General features: G+C 52.6%; 14 protein-coding genes. 7 read left to right on the top strand and 7 right to left on the bottom strand.

Annotated features, from left to right (window positions below; genetic code table 11):
- Positions 1–10: 10 nt before the first annotated feature.
- Positions 11–925 carry a DMT family transporter gene (locus tag WFP70_RS05605; RefSeq protein WP_160833255.1) on the top strand — a complete coding sequence of 305 codons (915 nt, stop codon included), beginning with the start codon at positions 11–13 and terminating at the stop codon, positions 923–925.
- A 5-nt stretch (positions 926–930) separates the two neighbouring features.
- On the opposite strand, the gene WFP70_RS05600 is transcribed toward WFP70_RS05605, so the two are convergent.
- On the bottom strand, positions 931–1,818 hold the full coding sequence (locus tag WFP70_RS05600) for a MurR/RpiR family transcriptional regulator (protein WP_337022889.1): 888 nt from the start codon (positions 1,816–1,818) through the stop codon (positions 931–933).
- Between the two features lie 417 nt (positions 1,819–2,235).
- Between WFP70_RS05600 and WFP70_RS05595 the strand changes: the two genes are divergently transcribed.
- The 4 genes from WFP70_RS05595 to WFP70_RS05580 all read left to right on the top strand — a co-directional run bounded on the left by WFP70_RS05595 (position 2,236) and on the right by WFP70_RS05580 (position 7,081).
- Positions 2,236–4,365: a TonB-dependent siderophore receptor gene (locus tag WFP70_RS05595; RefSeq protein ID WP_337022888.1), complete on the top strand. Its 2,130-nt coding sequence runs from the start codon at positions 2,236–2,238 to the stop codon at positions 4,363–4,365.
- A 49-nt stretch (positions 4,366–4,414) separates the two neighbouring features.
- On the top strand, positions 4,415–5,515 hold the full coding sequence (locus WFP70_RS05590) for an ABC transporter substrate-binding protein (protein WP_337022887.1): 1,101 nt from the start codon (positions 4,415–4,417) through the stop codon (positions 5,513–5,515).
- Positions 5,516–5,749: 234 nt separating this feature from the next.
- Positions 5,750–5,920 (top strand): KGG domain-containing protein, encoded by a 171-nt coding sequence (locus WFP70_RS05585; RefSeq protein WP_034827492.1) that lies wholly within the window; start codon positions 5,750–5,752, stop codon positions 5,918–5,920.
- Positions 5,921–6,187: 267 nt separating this feature from the next.
- Positions 6,188–7,081, top strand: a complete 894-nt coding sequence (locus tag WFP70_RS05580; protein ID WP_337022886.1) for an SDR family oxidoreductase — start codon at positions 6,188–6,190, stop codon at positions 7,079–7,081.
- A 43-nt stretch (positions 7,082–7,124) separates the two neighbouring features.
- Here the strand turns inward: WFP70_RS05580 and WFP70_RS05575 are convergent, their stop codons facing one another.
- Positions 7,125–7,997, bottom strand: a complete 873-nt coding sequence (locus WFP70_RS05575; RefSeq protein WP_337023039.1) for a DMT family transporter — start codon at positions 7,995–7,997, stop codon at positions 7,125–7,127.
- Between the two features lie 210 nt (positions 7,998–8,207).
- Positions 8,208–9,113 (bottom strand): LysR family transcriptional regulator, encoded by a 906-nt coding sequence (locus WFP70_RS05570; protein WP_337022885.1) that lies wholly within the window; start codon positions 9,111–9,113, stop codon positions 8,208–8,210.
- A 130-nt stretch (positions 9,114–9,243) separates the two neighbouring features.
- On the opposite strand from WFP70_RS05570, the gene WFP70_RS05565 reads away from it, so the two are divergent.
- Together WFP70_RS05565 and WFP70_RS05560 are read left to right on the top strand one after the other, a co-directional pair.
- Complete coding sequence (locus WFP70_RS05565) at positions 9,244–9,993, top strand: SDR family oxidoreductase (protein WP_337022884.1); 750 nt, start codon at positions 9,244–9,246, stop codon at positions 9,991–9,993.
- Positions 9,994–10,262: 269 nt separating this feature from the next.
- Entirely contained in the window at positions 10,263–10,805 is a 543-nt protein-coding gene (locus tag WFP70_RS05560) for a carbapenem self-resistance protein CarG family protein (protein ID WP_337022883.1), read from the top strand.
- Between the two features lie 29 nt (positions 10,806–10,834).
- On the opposite strand, the gene WFP70_RS05555 is transcribed toward WFP70_RS05560, so the two are convergent.
- The 4 genes from WFP70_RS05555 to WFP70_RS05540 form a co-directional block, all read right to left on the bottom strand.
- Positions 10,835–11,467 carry an alanyl-tRNA editing protein gene (locus tag WFP70_RS05555; protein ID WP_337022882.1) on the bottom strand — a complete coding sequence of 211 codons (633 nt, stop codon included), beginning with the start codon at positions 11,465–11,467 and terminating at the stop codon, positions 10,835–10,837.
- Positions 11,468–11,481: 14 nt separating this feature from the next.
- A complete protein-coding gene (locus WFP70_RS05550) occupies positions 11,482–12,402 on the bottom strand; it encodes a pyridoxal-phosphate dependent enzyme (RefSeq protein ID WP_337022881.1) in 921 nt (306 codons plus the stop codon).
- Complete coding sequence (locus WFP70_RS05545) at positions 12,389–13,090, bottom strand: helix-turn-helix transcriptional regulator (protein ID WP_337022880.1); 702 nt, start codon at positions 13,088–13,090, stop codon at positions 12,389–12,391. The genes WFP70_RS05550 and WFP70_RS05545 overlap by 14 nt, the downstream gene beginning before the upstream one ends.
- A 91-nt stretch (positions 13,091–13,181) precedes the next feature.
- On the bottom strand, positions 13,182–13,961 hold the full coding sequence (locus WFP70_RS05540) for a MipA/OmpV family protein (RefSeq protein ID WP_337022879.1): 780 nt from the start codon (positions 13,959–13,961) through the stop codon (positions 13,182–13,184).
- Between the last annotated feature and the right edge of the window lie 3 nt (positions 13,962–13,964).

Below are 13,964 nucleotides of genomic sequence, written 5' to 3'. Positions count from 1 at the left end.
AATCTGAACCATGCGAACATCGGACTCGTTGCGACTTTTGCTGCTGGCGGCTATCTGGGGAGCCAGTTTTCTTTTTATGCGTATTGCCGTTCCCGCGCTGGGTGCGATAAATACGGCTTTTTTGCGCGTGTTATGTGGCGCATTGGGTTTAATCATCGTGATGGCAGTACTGCGCATTCCGCGTCGCTTCGAAGGCAAACTGGGTTGGGCAATGTTGCTGGGTGTGATTAACTCAGGATTACCTTTCCTGATGTATTGCCTTGCCGCTCGCGTGCTGCCCGCAGGCTACTCCGCAATACTCAACGCTACTGCGCCGTTAATGGGTGTCGTGATTGGTGCGGCGTTCTTCAATGAACAACTGACCGTGAGTAAAGTGCTGGGTATGGTGGCCGGTGTTGTCGGCATTATGTTAATCAGCACCACTGGCGAAGGGGTGCTCTCGCACGCATTGATACTTGGCATTGCGGCTTGTCTGGTCGCCACCACCTGTTACGGTTTTGCCGGCTTTCTGGCCAAGCGCTGGATCGGTTCGCGCGGCGGGCTTGATGCCACGAAAGTGGCGTTCGGTAGCCAGTTGGGCGCCTCGCTTTTCCTGCTGCCTTTCTTTGCCTTCAGCGCCCCGCAAACGCCGGCGGCGAACTGGCAAATACCTGAAGTCTGGGCCTGTATTTTGGCCGTCGGCTTTATTTGTACTGCGCTGGCCTACATCATCTATTTCCGTTTGCTGGCCGATATTGGCCCCCTGCGCACCCTCACCGTCACCTTCCTGATTCCGCCTTTTGGCATCCTGTGGGGCTGGTTAGTGCTGGACGAGCAAATCAATCAGGGCTTTATAAGCGGTGCATTGCTGATTGTGCTGGCGGTATGGCTTGTCACGCGCAGCGGAATGGTCAAACCCGCCGCGCCGAGTACCTCTGACAATTAATAACGCTATTTCTTACCGGTGGGTTTCAGTGAACGATTGAGATCCTGAATGCGTTTCATGGTTTTTACCGTGCGCGATGAAGTCGCTGAAGCCACCGACAAAATCAACATCTCCATACACACCAGCACGGTGCCATGCAGAGGCATACGACCATTCTCCCCACCGCGCGGCACATTGATAACCACATCCGCTTCTTTGGCAAAGGCAGAATCTAAGGCATTGGTCAGCAAAATCACCGGCATCCCCAGCCGCTTCGCCTCTTTCAGGGTAGTCAGCCCTTCTTTATGGGCAGATTTCTGCGCCATCATAATCAGCACATCACCACGCTGTAAGGTGATCAACTGTTCAGCGAGGGCAATACCCGAACGATTGAGCGTGACGGCAGGAATGCCAATGCGCGTGAACAGCCGAGCACTGTAATCCGCCAGAATCCCTGAAGCATTAATGCCAAACAGCGCTACCTGTCGCGCGTCGATCAACATCGCGACAGCCTGCGCCACCGCTTGCCGATTGTGAGGTTCCGAGAGGGCATCGCAGGCGCGTTTATGGCCACCCAGTACGAAATCGATCCCCGAATTAATGTCACACGACAGCTCGCTGACGGTGGCGCTCATCTTCTCTTCTGAATTCATCGCCGGGCCAAACCAGGCTTTCAGCGTGGTTTTCAAATCACCCAAACCGGCAAATCCCAATGCCTGAACGGCACGCACCACGGTGGCATCTGAGGTATGAGTCGCATCCGCTATTTCCATGGCGGTGGCATCTAATATTGCCTCACGATTATCGTGGATATATCGCGCGACGGATTGAAGGCTGAGCGATAATGACGGAGCGCGTGCGCGATAGCGTTCACCTAATACATCAACCCGATTTTTAATTTTATTTATGGCCATCTTTTACCTGTTTATCATCAGGGCGTGATTTCGTCCCCCATTTAGGCACGGCATTGTAGTGATATTTCTTGTTTAATCCAGCACCCTGATCGCTATCGCTCCTTTGGGGTGGAACGTTTGATTACAGCAAGATATCTATTTATCTAACTGTTTTTGTTGTATTTATAACAATTAAATCTCAAATGGAAATGGCGTTAATGGACTCTCTTCCTGCTGTAGTATCCACGCCATTATTTCCGTTTACTACTACATTCTTTCATGCTTGAATGATTCTCAATAACATCACGCCATCTCAGTTTAGGGCACATGATCCACAGAGAATGCTTATTTCATGCACTTTTTTCTGCTGAAAATAATTTAATCCTAGCTTCGTTTCATGGACGAGATTAATTCCGTACCAACACCAGGTTTATTTAAATGAATAACAACAAAACTTTCGCTTTTAAACCCACATGCCATCCGGCCATTGTCGCCGCCATATACGGTGTCAGCGTTTTCACTGCAGCTGGCAGTCTGGCAGCGGAGAGCAGTAATACCCTGACGGTGTCCGCGCAGGAAAGTCGCTCGCAAGGCTATAACGCCACCAGCAGTTCCGTCGCCAGCAAAACGCTCACGCCGCGTCTGAACGAAGCGCAATCGGTGAGTGTGGTGACCCAACAACAGCTTGAAGACTATCAGGCCGCCACTCTCGCTGATGCGATGCGCTTTGTCAGTGGTGTCACAGAGGGCAATACCCTGGCAGGCACCGAAGATGGTTTTGTACGTCGCGGATTTGGCAGCAACTCTGATGGGTCAATCTATCGTGATGGCATTCGCAGCAGCCAGGGGCTGAACTTCGATGCCACCACCGAACGCGTCGAAGTGCTAAAAGGCTCGGCATCCCTGCTCTATGGCATTCAAAATCCGGGCGGTGTGATTAACGTGGTGAGCAAAAAACCGCAATATGACTGGCACACCAAAGTCAGCGGCCGTTCCTCCAGCGAAGGTGGTGGCGCTGGCACCGTCGATATCACCGGCCCGCTGGGCAACGGCTTTGCTTTCCGTTTGATCGCCGAAAAGCAGAATCAGGATTACTGGCGCAACTTTGGCAGCGACAAACATACGCTGATCGCGCCTTCGTTGCAGTGGTACGGTGAAAAAGCCAGCTTCCTCGTGAGCTATGAAGATTATCAATACGATATTCCCTACGATCGTGGCACCGCCTTTATCAATGGCAAGCCGCTGGATATCGGCTACAAAGATCGTCTCGACGACAAGGCGAATCATGCCTGGGGTCACAACAAAACCCTTAATGCGCACTATGACTGGCAGTTCAATGATGACTGGAGCACGCGCGTCACTTTTGGCTGGAATCAGCGTCAATATGACAATAATGAAGTGCGCGTCACCGCCATTAACCCCACCACCGGCGTCGTGACGCGTCGTGCCGATGCTAACCGTGGCTTTAACCACAAAACGAAATACGTTTCATGGGATCTGCTCGGTTCACAACAGCTGTTGGGCATGACCCACGATGTGGTGATTGGGACAGATTATGAGATGAACCAGACTTATCGCGCGCATCAGTATCAAGGAAAATCCAATACCGGGTTTAATTTTACCGATCCGCAATACGATATCCTGTCACCGGTGACCAATAGCACCACGGAAAACACCGCCAACGCCAATAACCTGAACCGCATTCATAGCCGTTCGGTTTACGCCAAAGACAGTATTTCACTGACGGAACAGTGGATTGCGGTACTTGGCGGTCGCTATCAGCATTACGAGCAGCGCGCGTCCAAAGGCTTCGATCCAGTGGTGGAAACACTGAACAGCGAAGGCAATAAATTCCTGCCTCAGGCAGGCCTGATCTATAAAATCACCCCTGATGTCTCGCTTTATACCAGCGTCAGCAAATCCTTTACCCCCTCTACCGATGTGGACGATGACGGCAACGTTGGTAAACCGGAACAGGGCACCACCTGGGAAGTCGGCAGTAAATGGCAGATCTCACCAAAGCTGTTCGCCAGCGTCGCGCTGTACCGCATTGATGAGCGTGACATGTCGCTCAGTATTAACGGTTCCACGCGCGCGATTGATAAAGCGCGTTCCAGCGGCGCAGAGTTTGAGCTAAACGGCGAAGTATTGCCGGGTTGGGATCTCAGCGCTAACTACAGCTACGATAAGGCTGAGATTGTTGATGATGGCGTAAATTCTGCTAACAATGGCAATCGGCTGCAAAATGCACCGCGTCATTCGGGCGCGCTCTATCTCAGCCACAACCTCAGTATCAACGGCATTCCCGGTGATTTCCGCGTCGGGGGCGGCGCACGCTATGTCGGCTCGCGAGCGGGCGATCCTGAAAATAGCTTCACGATGCCGGATTACGTGGTGGCGGACAGCTTTATCGCCTGGAACAATCAGCTGTTTGGTGAAAAGACACAACTTAAGCTGAATCTGAACAACCTGTTCAACAAGCACTATTACACCTCCAGCGGCGGCAATTTGCGCGTGCGTGAAGGAGAAACCCGTAACCTGATGGTCGAGGCCAGCGTTGAGTTCTGATTCTGTGGTTAAAGCGGGCGCCCGGCGCGCCCCTTCCCTTTGGGGGCCAATGCTGATTGTTCTGGCCTGCTTCTTACTGGTGCTGAGTAGCGCCGCGCTGGCAAAAACCGTCACGGATATTGACGGTAATCAGGTGGATATCCCTGACCATCCACAGCGCATTGTGCTGGGCGAAAGTCGCATGCTCTACACGCTGGCGTTGCTGGAACCGGGCAATCCTTTTCAGCATATCGTTGCCTGGCCTCAGGATTTGAAAAAGTACGATAGCCAGACGTGGAACAGTTTTGCGCGCCAGTTCCCTCAAATGTTAAAAATCCCTTCCCTCGGTTCCGGCGGCCCGAATGCCATCAATCCTGAGCAGATCCTGGCGCTCAAACCGGATGTGGTGATCCTGCCGAGCCTGGCGCGCTACGATGATGCCGATCTGCGCCTGGTGAGTATGCTGAAAGCCGCCCATATTCCGGTGGTGAAAATCGATCTGCGCGTGCATCTTCTGAAGAATACCCGTCGCAGCGTGGATATTTTTGGCGAGGTGCTGAATCAGCAGGCTCGTGCGCAGGCGTTTAACCGTTTTTATGACGCACATATGCAGGTGATTCGTGATCGGCTGGCCAGTTATCACGGCGCGAAGCCTTCAGTGTTGTTGCAGCTGCATCTTGGTCGTCGCAATGAATGTTGCGTCACCGCCATCAACGGCAGCCTGGGCGAACTGTTAAATGCGGCGGGCGGCGACAATATCGCGGCTAAAACGCAGCACGGCGTGTTTGGTCGCTTGAGTGAAGAAATGGTGATCGCGGCGCAGCCGGATTATTATTTCGCCACCGGATTTGGCGATAACGAGGCGCAGGGTTTGCTGAAGCTGGGGCCAGAAGTGGCACTGCCAGCGGTGCAAAGCAGCTTCGCCCAACTGACCGCGCAGCAAAACGGATTGCGTGAATTAGCCGCGCTACGTAACGGCCACTCCGCCGTCATCTGGATGAATTTTTACCTCAGCCCATGGCACATCGCGGCAACGGAATTTATGGCAAAAACGCTTTATCCTCAGCTGTTCGCGGATGTCGAACCCGAGCAAACGTTAAAGCAAATCTTCCATGATTTCCTGCCCATACCTTACAGCGGGACCTATTTCACTCAAATCCCTGCGAGTTAATCGGCCTTATTGATAATCGAAGCGTTAAATACGCTTCGATTATATTAATTATTAACCTTCATAATTCATTTGCTTAAAAAATAAGATACGAAAAAAATACTCGATAATCCACTTATACGCTGCCGCCGCGCTTGTTAATATTCACAGTGGCACTAACCTTAATTCTGCAGTCTGGACATAACGTGTGACGCTATCCACGATTATGTAATCGCAATGCATGAATGAGGGCATTTTATGGCCGAGCATAGAGGCGGTTCCGGTAACTTCGCAGATGATAAACAAAAGGCATCTGAAGCGGGTAAAAAAGGTGGGCAAAGCAGCGGCGGCGGTAGTTTTAAAGACAACCCCGAGAAAGCCTCCGAAGCCGGGAAAAAAGGCGGAAAAAGCAGTAACAAAGGCTCTTAAGCCGCATCGGGCGCGCTAGTCGCCTCAACGACAAGGATGCCAATACGTTCTACTGGCAATTGAATAAGTGCAATGACGATATATGACTGACGTCTTGCGCTTATTCTGCTCCCCCTCTCATTCCAGTCACGTCTTTTATTTCCATCGCCGCAGCCATAATAACGCCTCGCTTAAGCTGAAAAATTTCAATTGGTCATTTTTTGACGTGACATATATCACATTTATGCCAGGCTTAATTTATCACTAGCGAAGAACATGGAGATTAAGATGAGTTCATTGACTAATAAAACGCTGCTCACCCATCAATATCCGACACCTCCCTTTAAAAAACAATTACAGGATTTTCCTGGGCTGGCGGCAAAAATGGAACCGCGCCCGGATCATGGTGAAACCAGCTATCGTGGCACTGGTCGTTTAACCGGTCGTAAAGCGCTGATTACCGGCGGCGATTCCGGGATTGGTCGTGCGGTGGCGATTGCTTACGCGCGTGAGGGTGCCGACGTGGCGATTAATTACCTGCCCGATGAAGAACAGGATGCGGCAGAGGTGATTAAACTGATTGAAGCGGAAGGTCGTAAGGCGATTGCCATACCGGGAGATATTCGCTCCGAAGCCTTTTGCCAGCAGCTGGTAAAGGAAGCGGCGACGAAACTCGATGGTCTGGATATTTTGGTCAACAACGCCGGCCGTCAGCAGTTCAATGAATCGATTCGTACCCTTACGACAGAAGATTTTGATGCGACCTTTAAGACTAACGTGTATGCCATGTTTTGGATAACGAAGGCAGCGCTGGAGTACCTACCGGCGGGTTCATCGATCATTAACACGTCGTCAGTGCAGGCCTACGATCCCAGCGCCATCCTGCTGGATTATGCCCAGACCAAAGCATCGATTGCGGCCTTTACTAAAGCTTTAGCCAAACAGTTGGGTAAAGACCAAATCCGCGTCAACGCCGTGGCACCCGGCCCTTACTGGACTGCATTGCAGGTGTGTGGCGGACAGCCGCAGGAGAAAGTGGAGCAATTTGGCGCTTCCGCGCCACTGGGTCGCCCCGGTCAGCCTGCTGAAATCGCGCCGCTGTATGTGACGTTTGCGGAAACCACCAATAGCTTCACGTCGGGACAGGTTTGGTGTTCTGATGGCGGCACCGGCACGGTTTAACCACGATAAAGGGCGCATCCATTTTGATGCGCCCTGTTCGATCTTACCCCGATGTTTTCAGGCGCGGTGCGCGAAACACCAGCATGATGCCGAGCAGAATAGCCAGCATTCCCATCATCCCCGACCACGGCAGCACATTACCTATCAACAGGTAATCCAGTACTGCCGTTATCACCGGAACCAGATAAAACAAACTGGTGACGTTAACGATGCTTCCCGCACTCAGCAGCCGATACAGCAGCAGCTGCGCCACCACCGAGATCATCACCCCAAGAAACAGCACGGAAATCCAGAAGTGCAACGTAAAGTCGATATGGAAGGCTTTAACCGGAAGCAGTAGAGCACACAGCGCCAGGCTCACCGCGTATTGCAGCGGCAGTACCTGCGCGGGATGCTGGGACACCTTTTTCTGCATGATGGCACCAAACGTCATACACAGCAGTGCGCCGAGAGCGAAGACAATGCCGCTCAACGGCAACTGCGATGCCGCCAGACTGCGCCACACCAGCAGTATCAATCCTGCTAAGGCGATCACCAATCCAAGTAATCGCGTGCCCTGCATGCGCCTTTCCACGATGCAGAGGGTCAGGATCGGTTGTATGCCCATGATGGTGGCGATTAAACCTGGCGTCACCCCCTCGGCCATCGCCTGGAAGTAACACACCGAATAGGCACCAATCAAAATCAGACCGGTAAACATCACCGTTTTTCTGCTGCCCGCATCGGGTAACCAGCGACGCCGAAATAGGCCCACCAGCAATAATGCAACCAGCGCCACACCGAAGCGCACAATCAATAGCGCGATGGGTGAGGCATTGTCCAAACCAAGGCGTGAGAAGATGGCCGCACTGCCCCACAGCAGCACGAAGCCCGACGTCGCCGCTTGCGACGTCAAAGACGAAGAACGCATGAAAATGCTCCTAAAACAAACGTTGGAAATTTAAGCGTGAAGACTTCCGGTTCTTAGCGAACCACAACGCGTGCAGGAGGCGGTGGCGGACAGCAGATCGCATACAGGCCATGTTCGTATGACGGGGAAGATGCAGCTGAATGTGTCATTTACGCAGGCCTGTAGTCAAAATAGGGAGTTCAGAAACAAAAAAGTTAACAGATCGCCTCTGGCTTGTCATCCATTGAGTCGCGCAGGAAATACCTCACGCAACCATTCGATAAACACGCGTAGACGCTGGGTCAGATGGCGATTTTGCGGATAAACCACGTGAAACGGATAGCTGGCGGGCCGCCAATCCTTCAGTATTTCGACCAGCGCGCCTGACGCTAAATCTGCGGCCGCTGCGTAACGGAATGTCTGGATGATACCTAATCCCGCCACGGCCGCCGCCAGATGAGCATTGCTCTCATTAATCCCAATGCGATGCTCGATTTTCATTTCCTGTTTCTCATTACCCTGCAGAAAGCGCAGCGGGAAGGCGCGCCCGCTTTGCGGAGATAAATAGCTAATCCAGCGATGGCCATTTTTAAGCTCTTGCGGATAGGCTGGCACGCCGTAAGTTCTGAGATAAGCGGGTGCCGCGCAGGTGATCATCTCAGCATCACCAAGATGACGCGCCACCAGCGATGAATCACCCAGTGGACCGCCACGAATCACGCAATCGACATTGTCGCTAATCAGATCCACAGCCCGGTCTGATACGCCGAGATCGAGGCGAATCTCAGGAAATCGCGCAACGAAATCAGGTAGCAGTGGGATGAGAACCTCACGCGCCGTTGAGCCGCCAATATCAATGCGCAGATACCCGCGCGGCGTTCCGTTTACCACGTTAAATGCGCCATCAATATCTTCCAGGTCACGCACGATACGCAGTGCTTTATCGTAATAATCTCGTCCTTCAGGCGTGACGGTGACGCGTCGCGTGGTGCGCTGTAACAGGCGTACACCCAGATGCCCTTCTAACTCCTGCACCAGTTTGCTCAACGTGGCATTCGGCATATCCAGTGAATCGGCCGCACGGGTGAAGTTCCCCGCTTCCACCACGCGCGCAAATGCCTTTATCGCCAACAGCTGGTCCATTTTATTATCCATGTACAGGAATAGTGATTTCGATTTTACACCATTAATCACCAAACCGCGCAGGGTTACATTGCCTCCCATGCACTGCAACGCAGTCATCACACACTTAAATCCATTTGGGAGAACACTCATGAACACATCATTAAACGGTAAAATTGCATTAGTCACCGGCGGCACCAGCGGGATTGGTTTAGCGTCTGCTCAGGCGTTGGCAGCACAGGGCGCACGGGTGTTTATCACCGGTCGTCGCCAGCCGGAACTGGATGCCGCCGTGACGCTGATTGGCGCGCAGGCAACCGGCATCCGCGCTGATGCTTCTGTGCTGAGCGATCTGGATGCGGTATATGCGCAGATTGCACGCCAGGCGGGCCGGCTCGATATCCTGTTCGCCAATGCTGGCGGCGGCGATATGTTGCCACTGGGTGCGATTACTGAAGAGCACTTTGACCGGATCTTTGGCACCAACGTGCGTGGCGTACTGTTTACCGTGCAAAAAGCGCTGCCGCTGTTAAGCGACAAAGCCTCGGTGATTTTGACCTCGTCCACCACTTCGGTTCAGGGCACCGCAGGATTCAGTGTTTATAGCGCCAGTAAAGCCGCCGTGCGCAACTTTGCCCGCTCATGGGCGCTGGATGTGAAAGATCGCGGAATTCGTGTCAACGTGGTGAGCCCTGGTCCGGTGCGCACGCCAGGTTTGGGCGATTTAGTGCCCGAAGATCAGCGTCAGGGATTGTTCGATGCGCTCGCCGCACAGGTGCCATTGGGCCGATTGGGTGAACCCGGTGAGATTGGTCAGGTGGTGGCGTTTCTTGCATCCGATGCCTCCAGCTTTGTTAATGCCACCGAACTCTTCGTGGATGGCGGCATGGCGCAGGTATGAGTTGAGGGTTAAGGAAAGACGTTCACATTAAGTCTGTTTTCCTCTAACGAAGTGCGTAATGGATGACGCGCTTCGTCGGTTAATCTCTTTTCTTTTAATTATTCCGTTCACCCTTTCACATCACAGAAAAAACACCCATAATTCAGCGCGATTGGAGAGCAAAATTTTTAAAATACGCCATGATGGCCATCAGGCAGCAATCCCATGCTGTCTTTCAATATTCAGGTGTTAATCCCTGATATTGTCTTAACCAGTAAGGAAAGCGTGCAGTGAAATTAAAAACTTTCGCGTTTATCGTTCTGTCATTATGTACCGTTTTCGGTGCGCAGGGTGCTACGCGGGTCGGGTTGCTGGCAGGGGTGAATAATATCGACCTTAATCAGGATGGCGTACCGGATTTGCTGGTCTCTGCGACCTTTGACAATAACACCTCGCATCCCAGCCAGACGCTATCTGCCTTCATCAATAAAAACGGCAACTGGTTTATTTTACCGGTTCCGGATGATGATGGTTTTACCTGGTCTGATTTTCGTCTTGCGGGTTCCTCTGACAAAATCATTGGTTTTGAACTGCACAATATCCAGGGCGTTTATTACCTGATCCGCGCGATGAAATTCTCGTCAAATCAGGATAATGATGATCTGACTGAAGCCGCGCAAATAAAATTCTCTCGCTATCGGGTAGCGGAAAGCAGCGAAGAACCTGGCGCTCCGGTTTTTTATTGGCAGCTGTCTGGCACTTATACCACCTCACAAGCTTATAGCGATGTTGATCAGGCTTTCGCACAATTAAAAATAGATGAATTTAAGTAGCGCAGTGCAGGCGTTAATCCGCCTGCTCATCAATCCCGCACTTCATACTGCACCGAAAGTTCGCCCTTCTTCTCTTTCACTCGGGTAATGACGATATCGCCAACGTCTCCGGTGCGTTGCACATGCGTGCCACCGCAGGCGTAAGGTGTGAGATCGCCCCAACTGACCATTCTGCGTCCGGCGTCATCCCGCAGCACGCGCGCTAAATCTTGCGCCACCAGCGCATCGACACCCTCAGCGATGATCGCTTCATCAACGGCTTGCGGTTCGCCCTGTGGTTTAAAAACGATACGTCCATTGCCGGGCCGATGATCGCCTTTATAACCTAACCAGCCAAACTTCTCTCCGGCGTAAGCAATCAGATGCCCCGCAGAATGGTAACGCGTGTGCAGCTTACGCAGTGCCGCATCAATTTGGATATGCACGCAGCCCAGCGCCACTTCGCGGTCAGTGATATGGATTAACTCACCCTCTTGCTGGATGAGCTGTAACACCGTCGCCTCACCTATCGTACCCTGGTCAGCGGGTTGCCCGCCGCCTTGCGGATGGAACAGGGTCGCCACCAGTTGCACACGAAACCGGCCATCCTCCTGCGCTTCACAACGCAATACTTCCGTATCCATCTCCAGCAGATCGCTTAAGTAATAGGTTCTTTCCATCATCTCGACTCCAATAATCACTTAAATGCTTGCAACGTGCTGAGGGTTGCCGTGGAACCGCCGCAGACGATAACCAGCACGTTTTCCACATCCGCCAACGGTAGTTTTTTTCCGTAAAGCACTGCCAGTGCCGCGCCACATGCCGGTTCGACCAACGTGCGATGGTCATCAAGAAACGCCAGACAGGCATCAACGGCCTCCCGATCGCTGACGCGTGTAGCCACCAGCTGACGGGTTTTACTGACATCAAACGCGCGCTGGCACACCTGACGCGCCCCCAATGACGTCGCGATACCGCTGAGATTTTCCACCGCAATGGGATATCCTGCAGCCAGCGCCGCGTGATAAGACGCCATGCCTGTCGTTTCAGCGATATAAATCGGCACCTGGTGTAATCCGTGCTGCGTTAATCCTTGATCAACCCCGGACAATAAACTGCCGCCGCCCACCGAGAGCACCACAGCATCAGGACGCAAACCTTCTTTCACGACTTCATCGATCAACCCCGCAATGCCCTGCCACAGCAATGCATCATCAAAAGGATGGATAAATGCGTCCTGTTCGGTCACCAGCGACTGCGCCAGTTGATTGGCATCCGCCCAGGTTTTACCGTGGACTTTCACCTCTGCACCTTCCAGCGCCAGCAAATGTAGCGCATGTTGAGACGTCGATTCCGGAACCACCACCACTGCCGGTACACCCAATTGACGACCTGCATAGGCCACCGCCAATCCTGCGTTTCCGCCCGATGAAGAGATAAATCGCTTCACCCCGCGCGCCGCATGCTGCTGACAGGCAAATCCGATACCGCGTATTTTGAAGGAACCAGAGGGCTGCATCGCTTCCATCTTCAGCCACACACGGGTTTGATTGCGTTGGCTGAGCGGCAAAGATTCGAGCAACGGCGTTTTAATGCTCAGCGACTCAACTGTTTTCATTTTTGATTTCATCCAGATAGTTGTAGATGGTGTAACGCGTTACGCCGAGCGCCGCAGCGGCTTTCTCAACTCCACCTTTAATCAGAAACAGCCCTTTCTCCTGCATATGCTTCACCGCGAGCAGATTGGCCCGCTTGGTGTCATTGCGATTGTTTCCGGGATGCTGTGCGGAGGTGGTGTTGATGATATCGCTCATCAAATCTTCGATAGTGTCACTCTGGGTTTCCGCTGCCGGTTCGGCTGCAGAGATCTGCACATCGGGTTGACCCATTGCAGTCATGGATTGCAGCACGCGCAGCGCCTGCTCAATGTCTGCGTTATCGACGTTGATGCAGAGTGCGGCAAAAGGCACTCCGTGGCGATCGCGATAGATGGCAGTGCTACTGCGAAGCGGCTTGCCCTCACGCGTAAAAGTGGGATAGTCCAGCAGCAGGGAAATGGCTTCATCTTTGCGTTCCATCGCACTGATAAATGCCCGGTCGGTGCGTAATCCAGCTAAAACGGAATCACCCCGTTTACGTCCCGTCACTTCCGCATTCACGATCTCAGCAATCGAATATTCAGGCTGACGCAGGTCGTGCAGCACGACTTCAGCATTACGCTGGATCACACTGCCGATGACCTGTACCGCGCCAGCCAGCATGCGCATTAAGTCGGCGACATATTGTTCGTCGGTATTTGAAGACATCTCCGCACCATTACTTCTACATTTTGTAGAAAAATAGCATTTCATACATCACTGATCAACTTTTTGTTGATTATTAACTCTATCCCACTGTTTAAAACCGCCATGCCAGAAATAAAACACCGGTTACCTGGCTGGCTTGCTGAGTGACCGGACTCTCGGCAGCATCTGCCTGCAGTCGTTGTGCACTGACGCGCGCACCTAACAGCCAGGATGGCGTCACTTCATAATCCATGCCGACATCCCAGCCAATCTTCTCAATACCGGCATCAGCCGTGTAACGGGACAGGCCGCTGCGCGCGGACTGTGCTGCTGTAACTCCATACTGCGTTTGCAGATAATTACTGTCAGCCCAACTTAGCGTCGGGCCCGTGTAAAGGCGCAGATTGTCCATTGGATGCCATTGCAGATGCGCATACGAGGAAAGTTTGAAACCCTGCTGATTACCGCCAATATCTTGAGTGGCGATGATTCCGCCTTTGAACCAGTCGTTTTCGTAAGTGGCAGAGGTGAAGGCGCGTGGCGTTACATCAATATTGCCAAGCCCACGCAGATGTTCATCATCGGATTCCTCCCGTGGTGAGATATCCGTCCCCGCGCCCAGCGCGAAAGTCCAGTGTTCGGTTTTCACGACATTCCAGCCTAATGCAACCAGATCATCGACCCCGCCGACGAATAAAGGACCGTATGCCAGTTTGAACGCAGGAATGAACTCCGTTTTATTGTCTTTAGCACCTGAATAGTTTGGCTTCGCGCCAACACCACCCCCTATGTAGCCAGAGAATTCACGGTGATCATCTGCGGCTACAGCAGATATCGGCGATAAAGAGAGCAGGCATAATAGCGTCACAGGTTGAGCAAGAGTGAAGCGCATCAA

The organism is Pantoea sp. USMM079 (genome assembly GCF_037153115.1).
GTDB lineage: Bacteria > Pseudomonadota > Gammaproteobacteria > Enterobacterales > Enterobacteriaceae > Pantoea > Pantoea communis.
This window is presented reverse-complemented; position numbering and strand designations above follow the sequence as displayed.

Bases quoted from the DNA above. Each gene is read 5' to 3' on its own strand.
- WFP70_RS05605 (WP_160833255.1), top strand. From the start codon at position 11: ATGCGAACATCGGACTCGTTGCGACTTTTGCTGCTGGCGGCTATCTGG.
- WFP70_RS05600 (WP_337022889.1), bottom strand. From the start codon at position 1,818: ATGGCCATAAATAAAATTAAAAATCGGGTTGATGTATTAGGTGAACGC.
- WFP70_RS05595 (WP_337022888.1), top strand. From the start codon at position 2,236: ATGAATAACAACAAAACTTTCGCTTTTAAACCCACATGCCATCCGGCC.
- WFP70_RS05590 (WP_337022887.1), top strand. From the start codon at position 4,415: ATGCTGATTGTTCTGGCCTGCTTCTTACTGGTGCTGAGTAGCGCCGCG.
- WFP70_RS05585 (WP_034827492.1), top strand. From the start codon at position 5,750: ATGGCCGAGCATAGAGGCGGTTCCGGTAACTTCGCAGATGATAAACAA.
- WFP70_RS05580 (WP_337022886.1), top strand. From the start codon at position 6,188: ATGAGTTCATTGACTAATAAAACGCTGCTCACCCATCAATATCCGACA.
- WFP70_RS05570 (WP_337022885.1), bottom strand. From the start codon at position 9,113: ATGGACCAGCTGTTGGCGATAAAGGCATTTGCGCGCGTGGTGGAAGCG.
- WFP70_RS05565 (WP_337022884.1), top strand. From the start codon at position 9,244: ATGAACACATCATTAAACGGTAAAATTGCATTAGTCACCGGCGGCACC.
- WFP70_RS05555 (WP_337022882.1), bottom strand. From the start codon at position 11,467: ATGATGGAAAGAACCTATTACTTAAGCGATCTGCTGGAGATGGATACG.
- WFP70_RS05550 (WP_337022881.1), bottom strand. From the start codon at position 12,402: ATGAAAACAGTTGAGTCGCTGAGCATTAAAACGCCGTTGCTCGAATCT.
- WFP70_RS05545 (WP_337022880.1), bottom strand. From the start codon at position 13,090: ATGTCTTCAAATACCGACGAACAATATGTCGCCGACTTAATGCGCATG.
- WFP70_RS05540 (WP_337022879.1), bottom strand. From the start codon at position 13,961: ATGCGCTTCACTCTTGCTCAACCTGTGACGCTATTATGCCTGCTCTCT.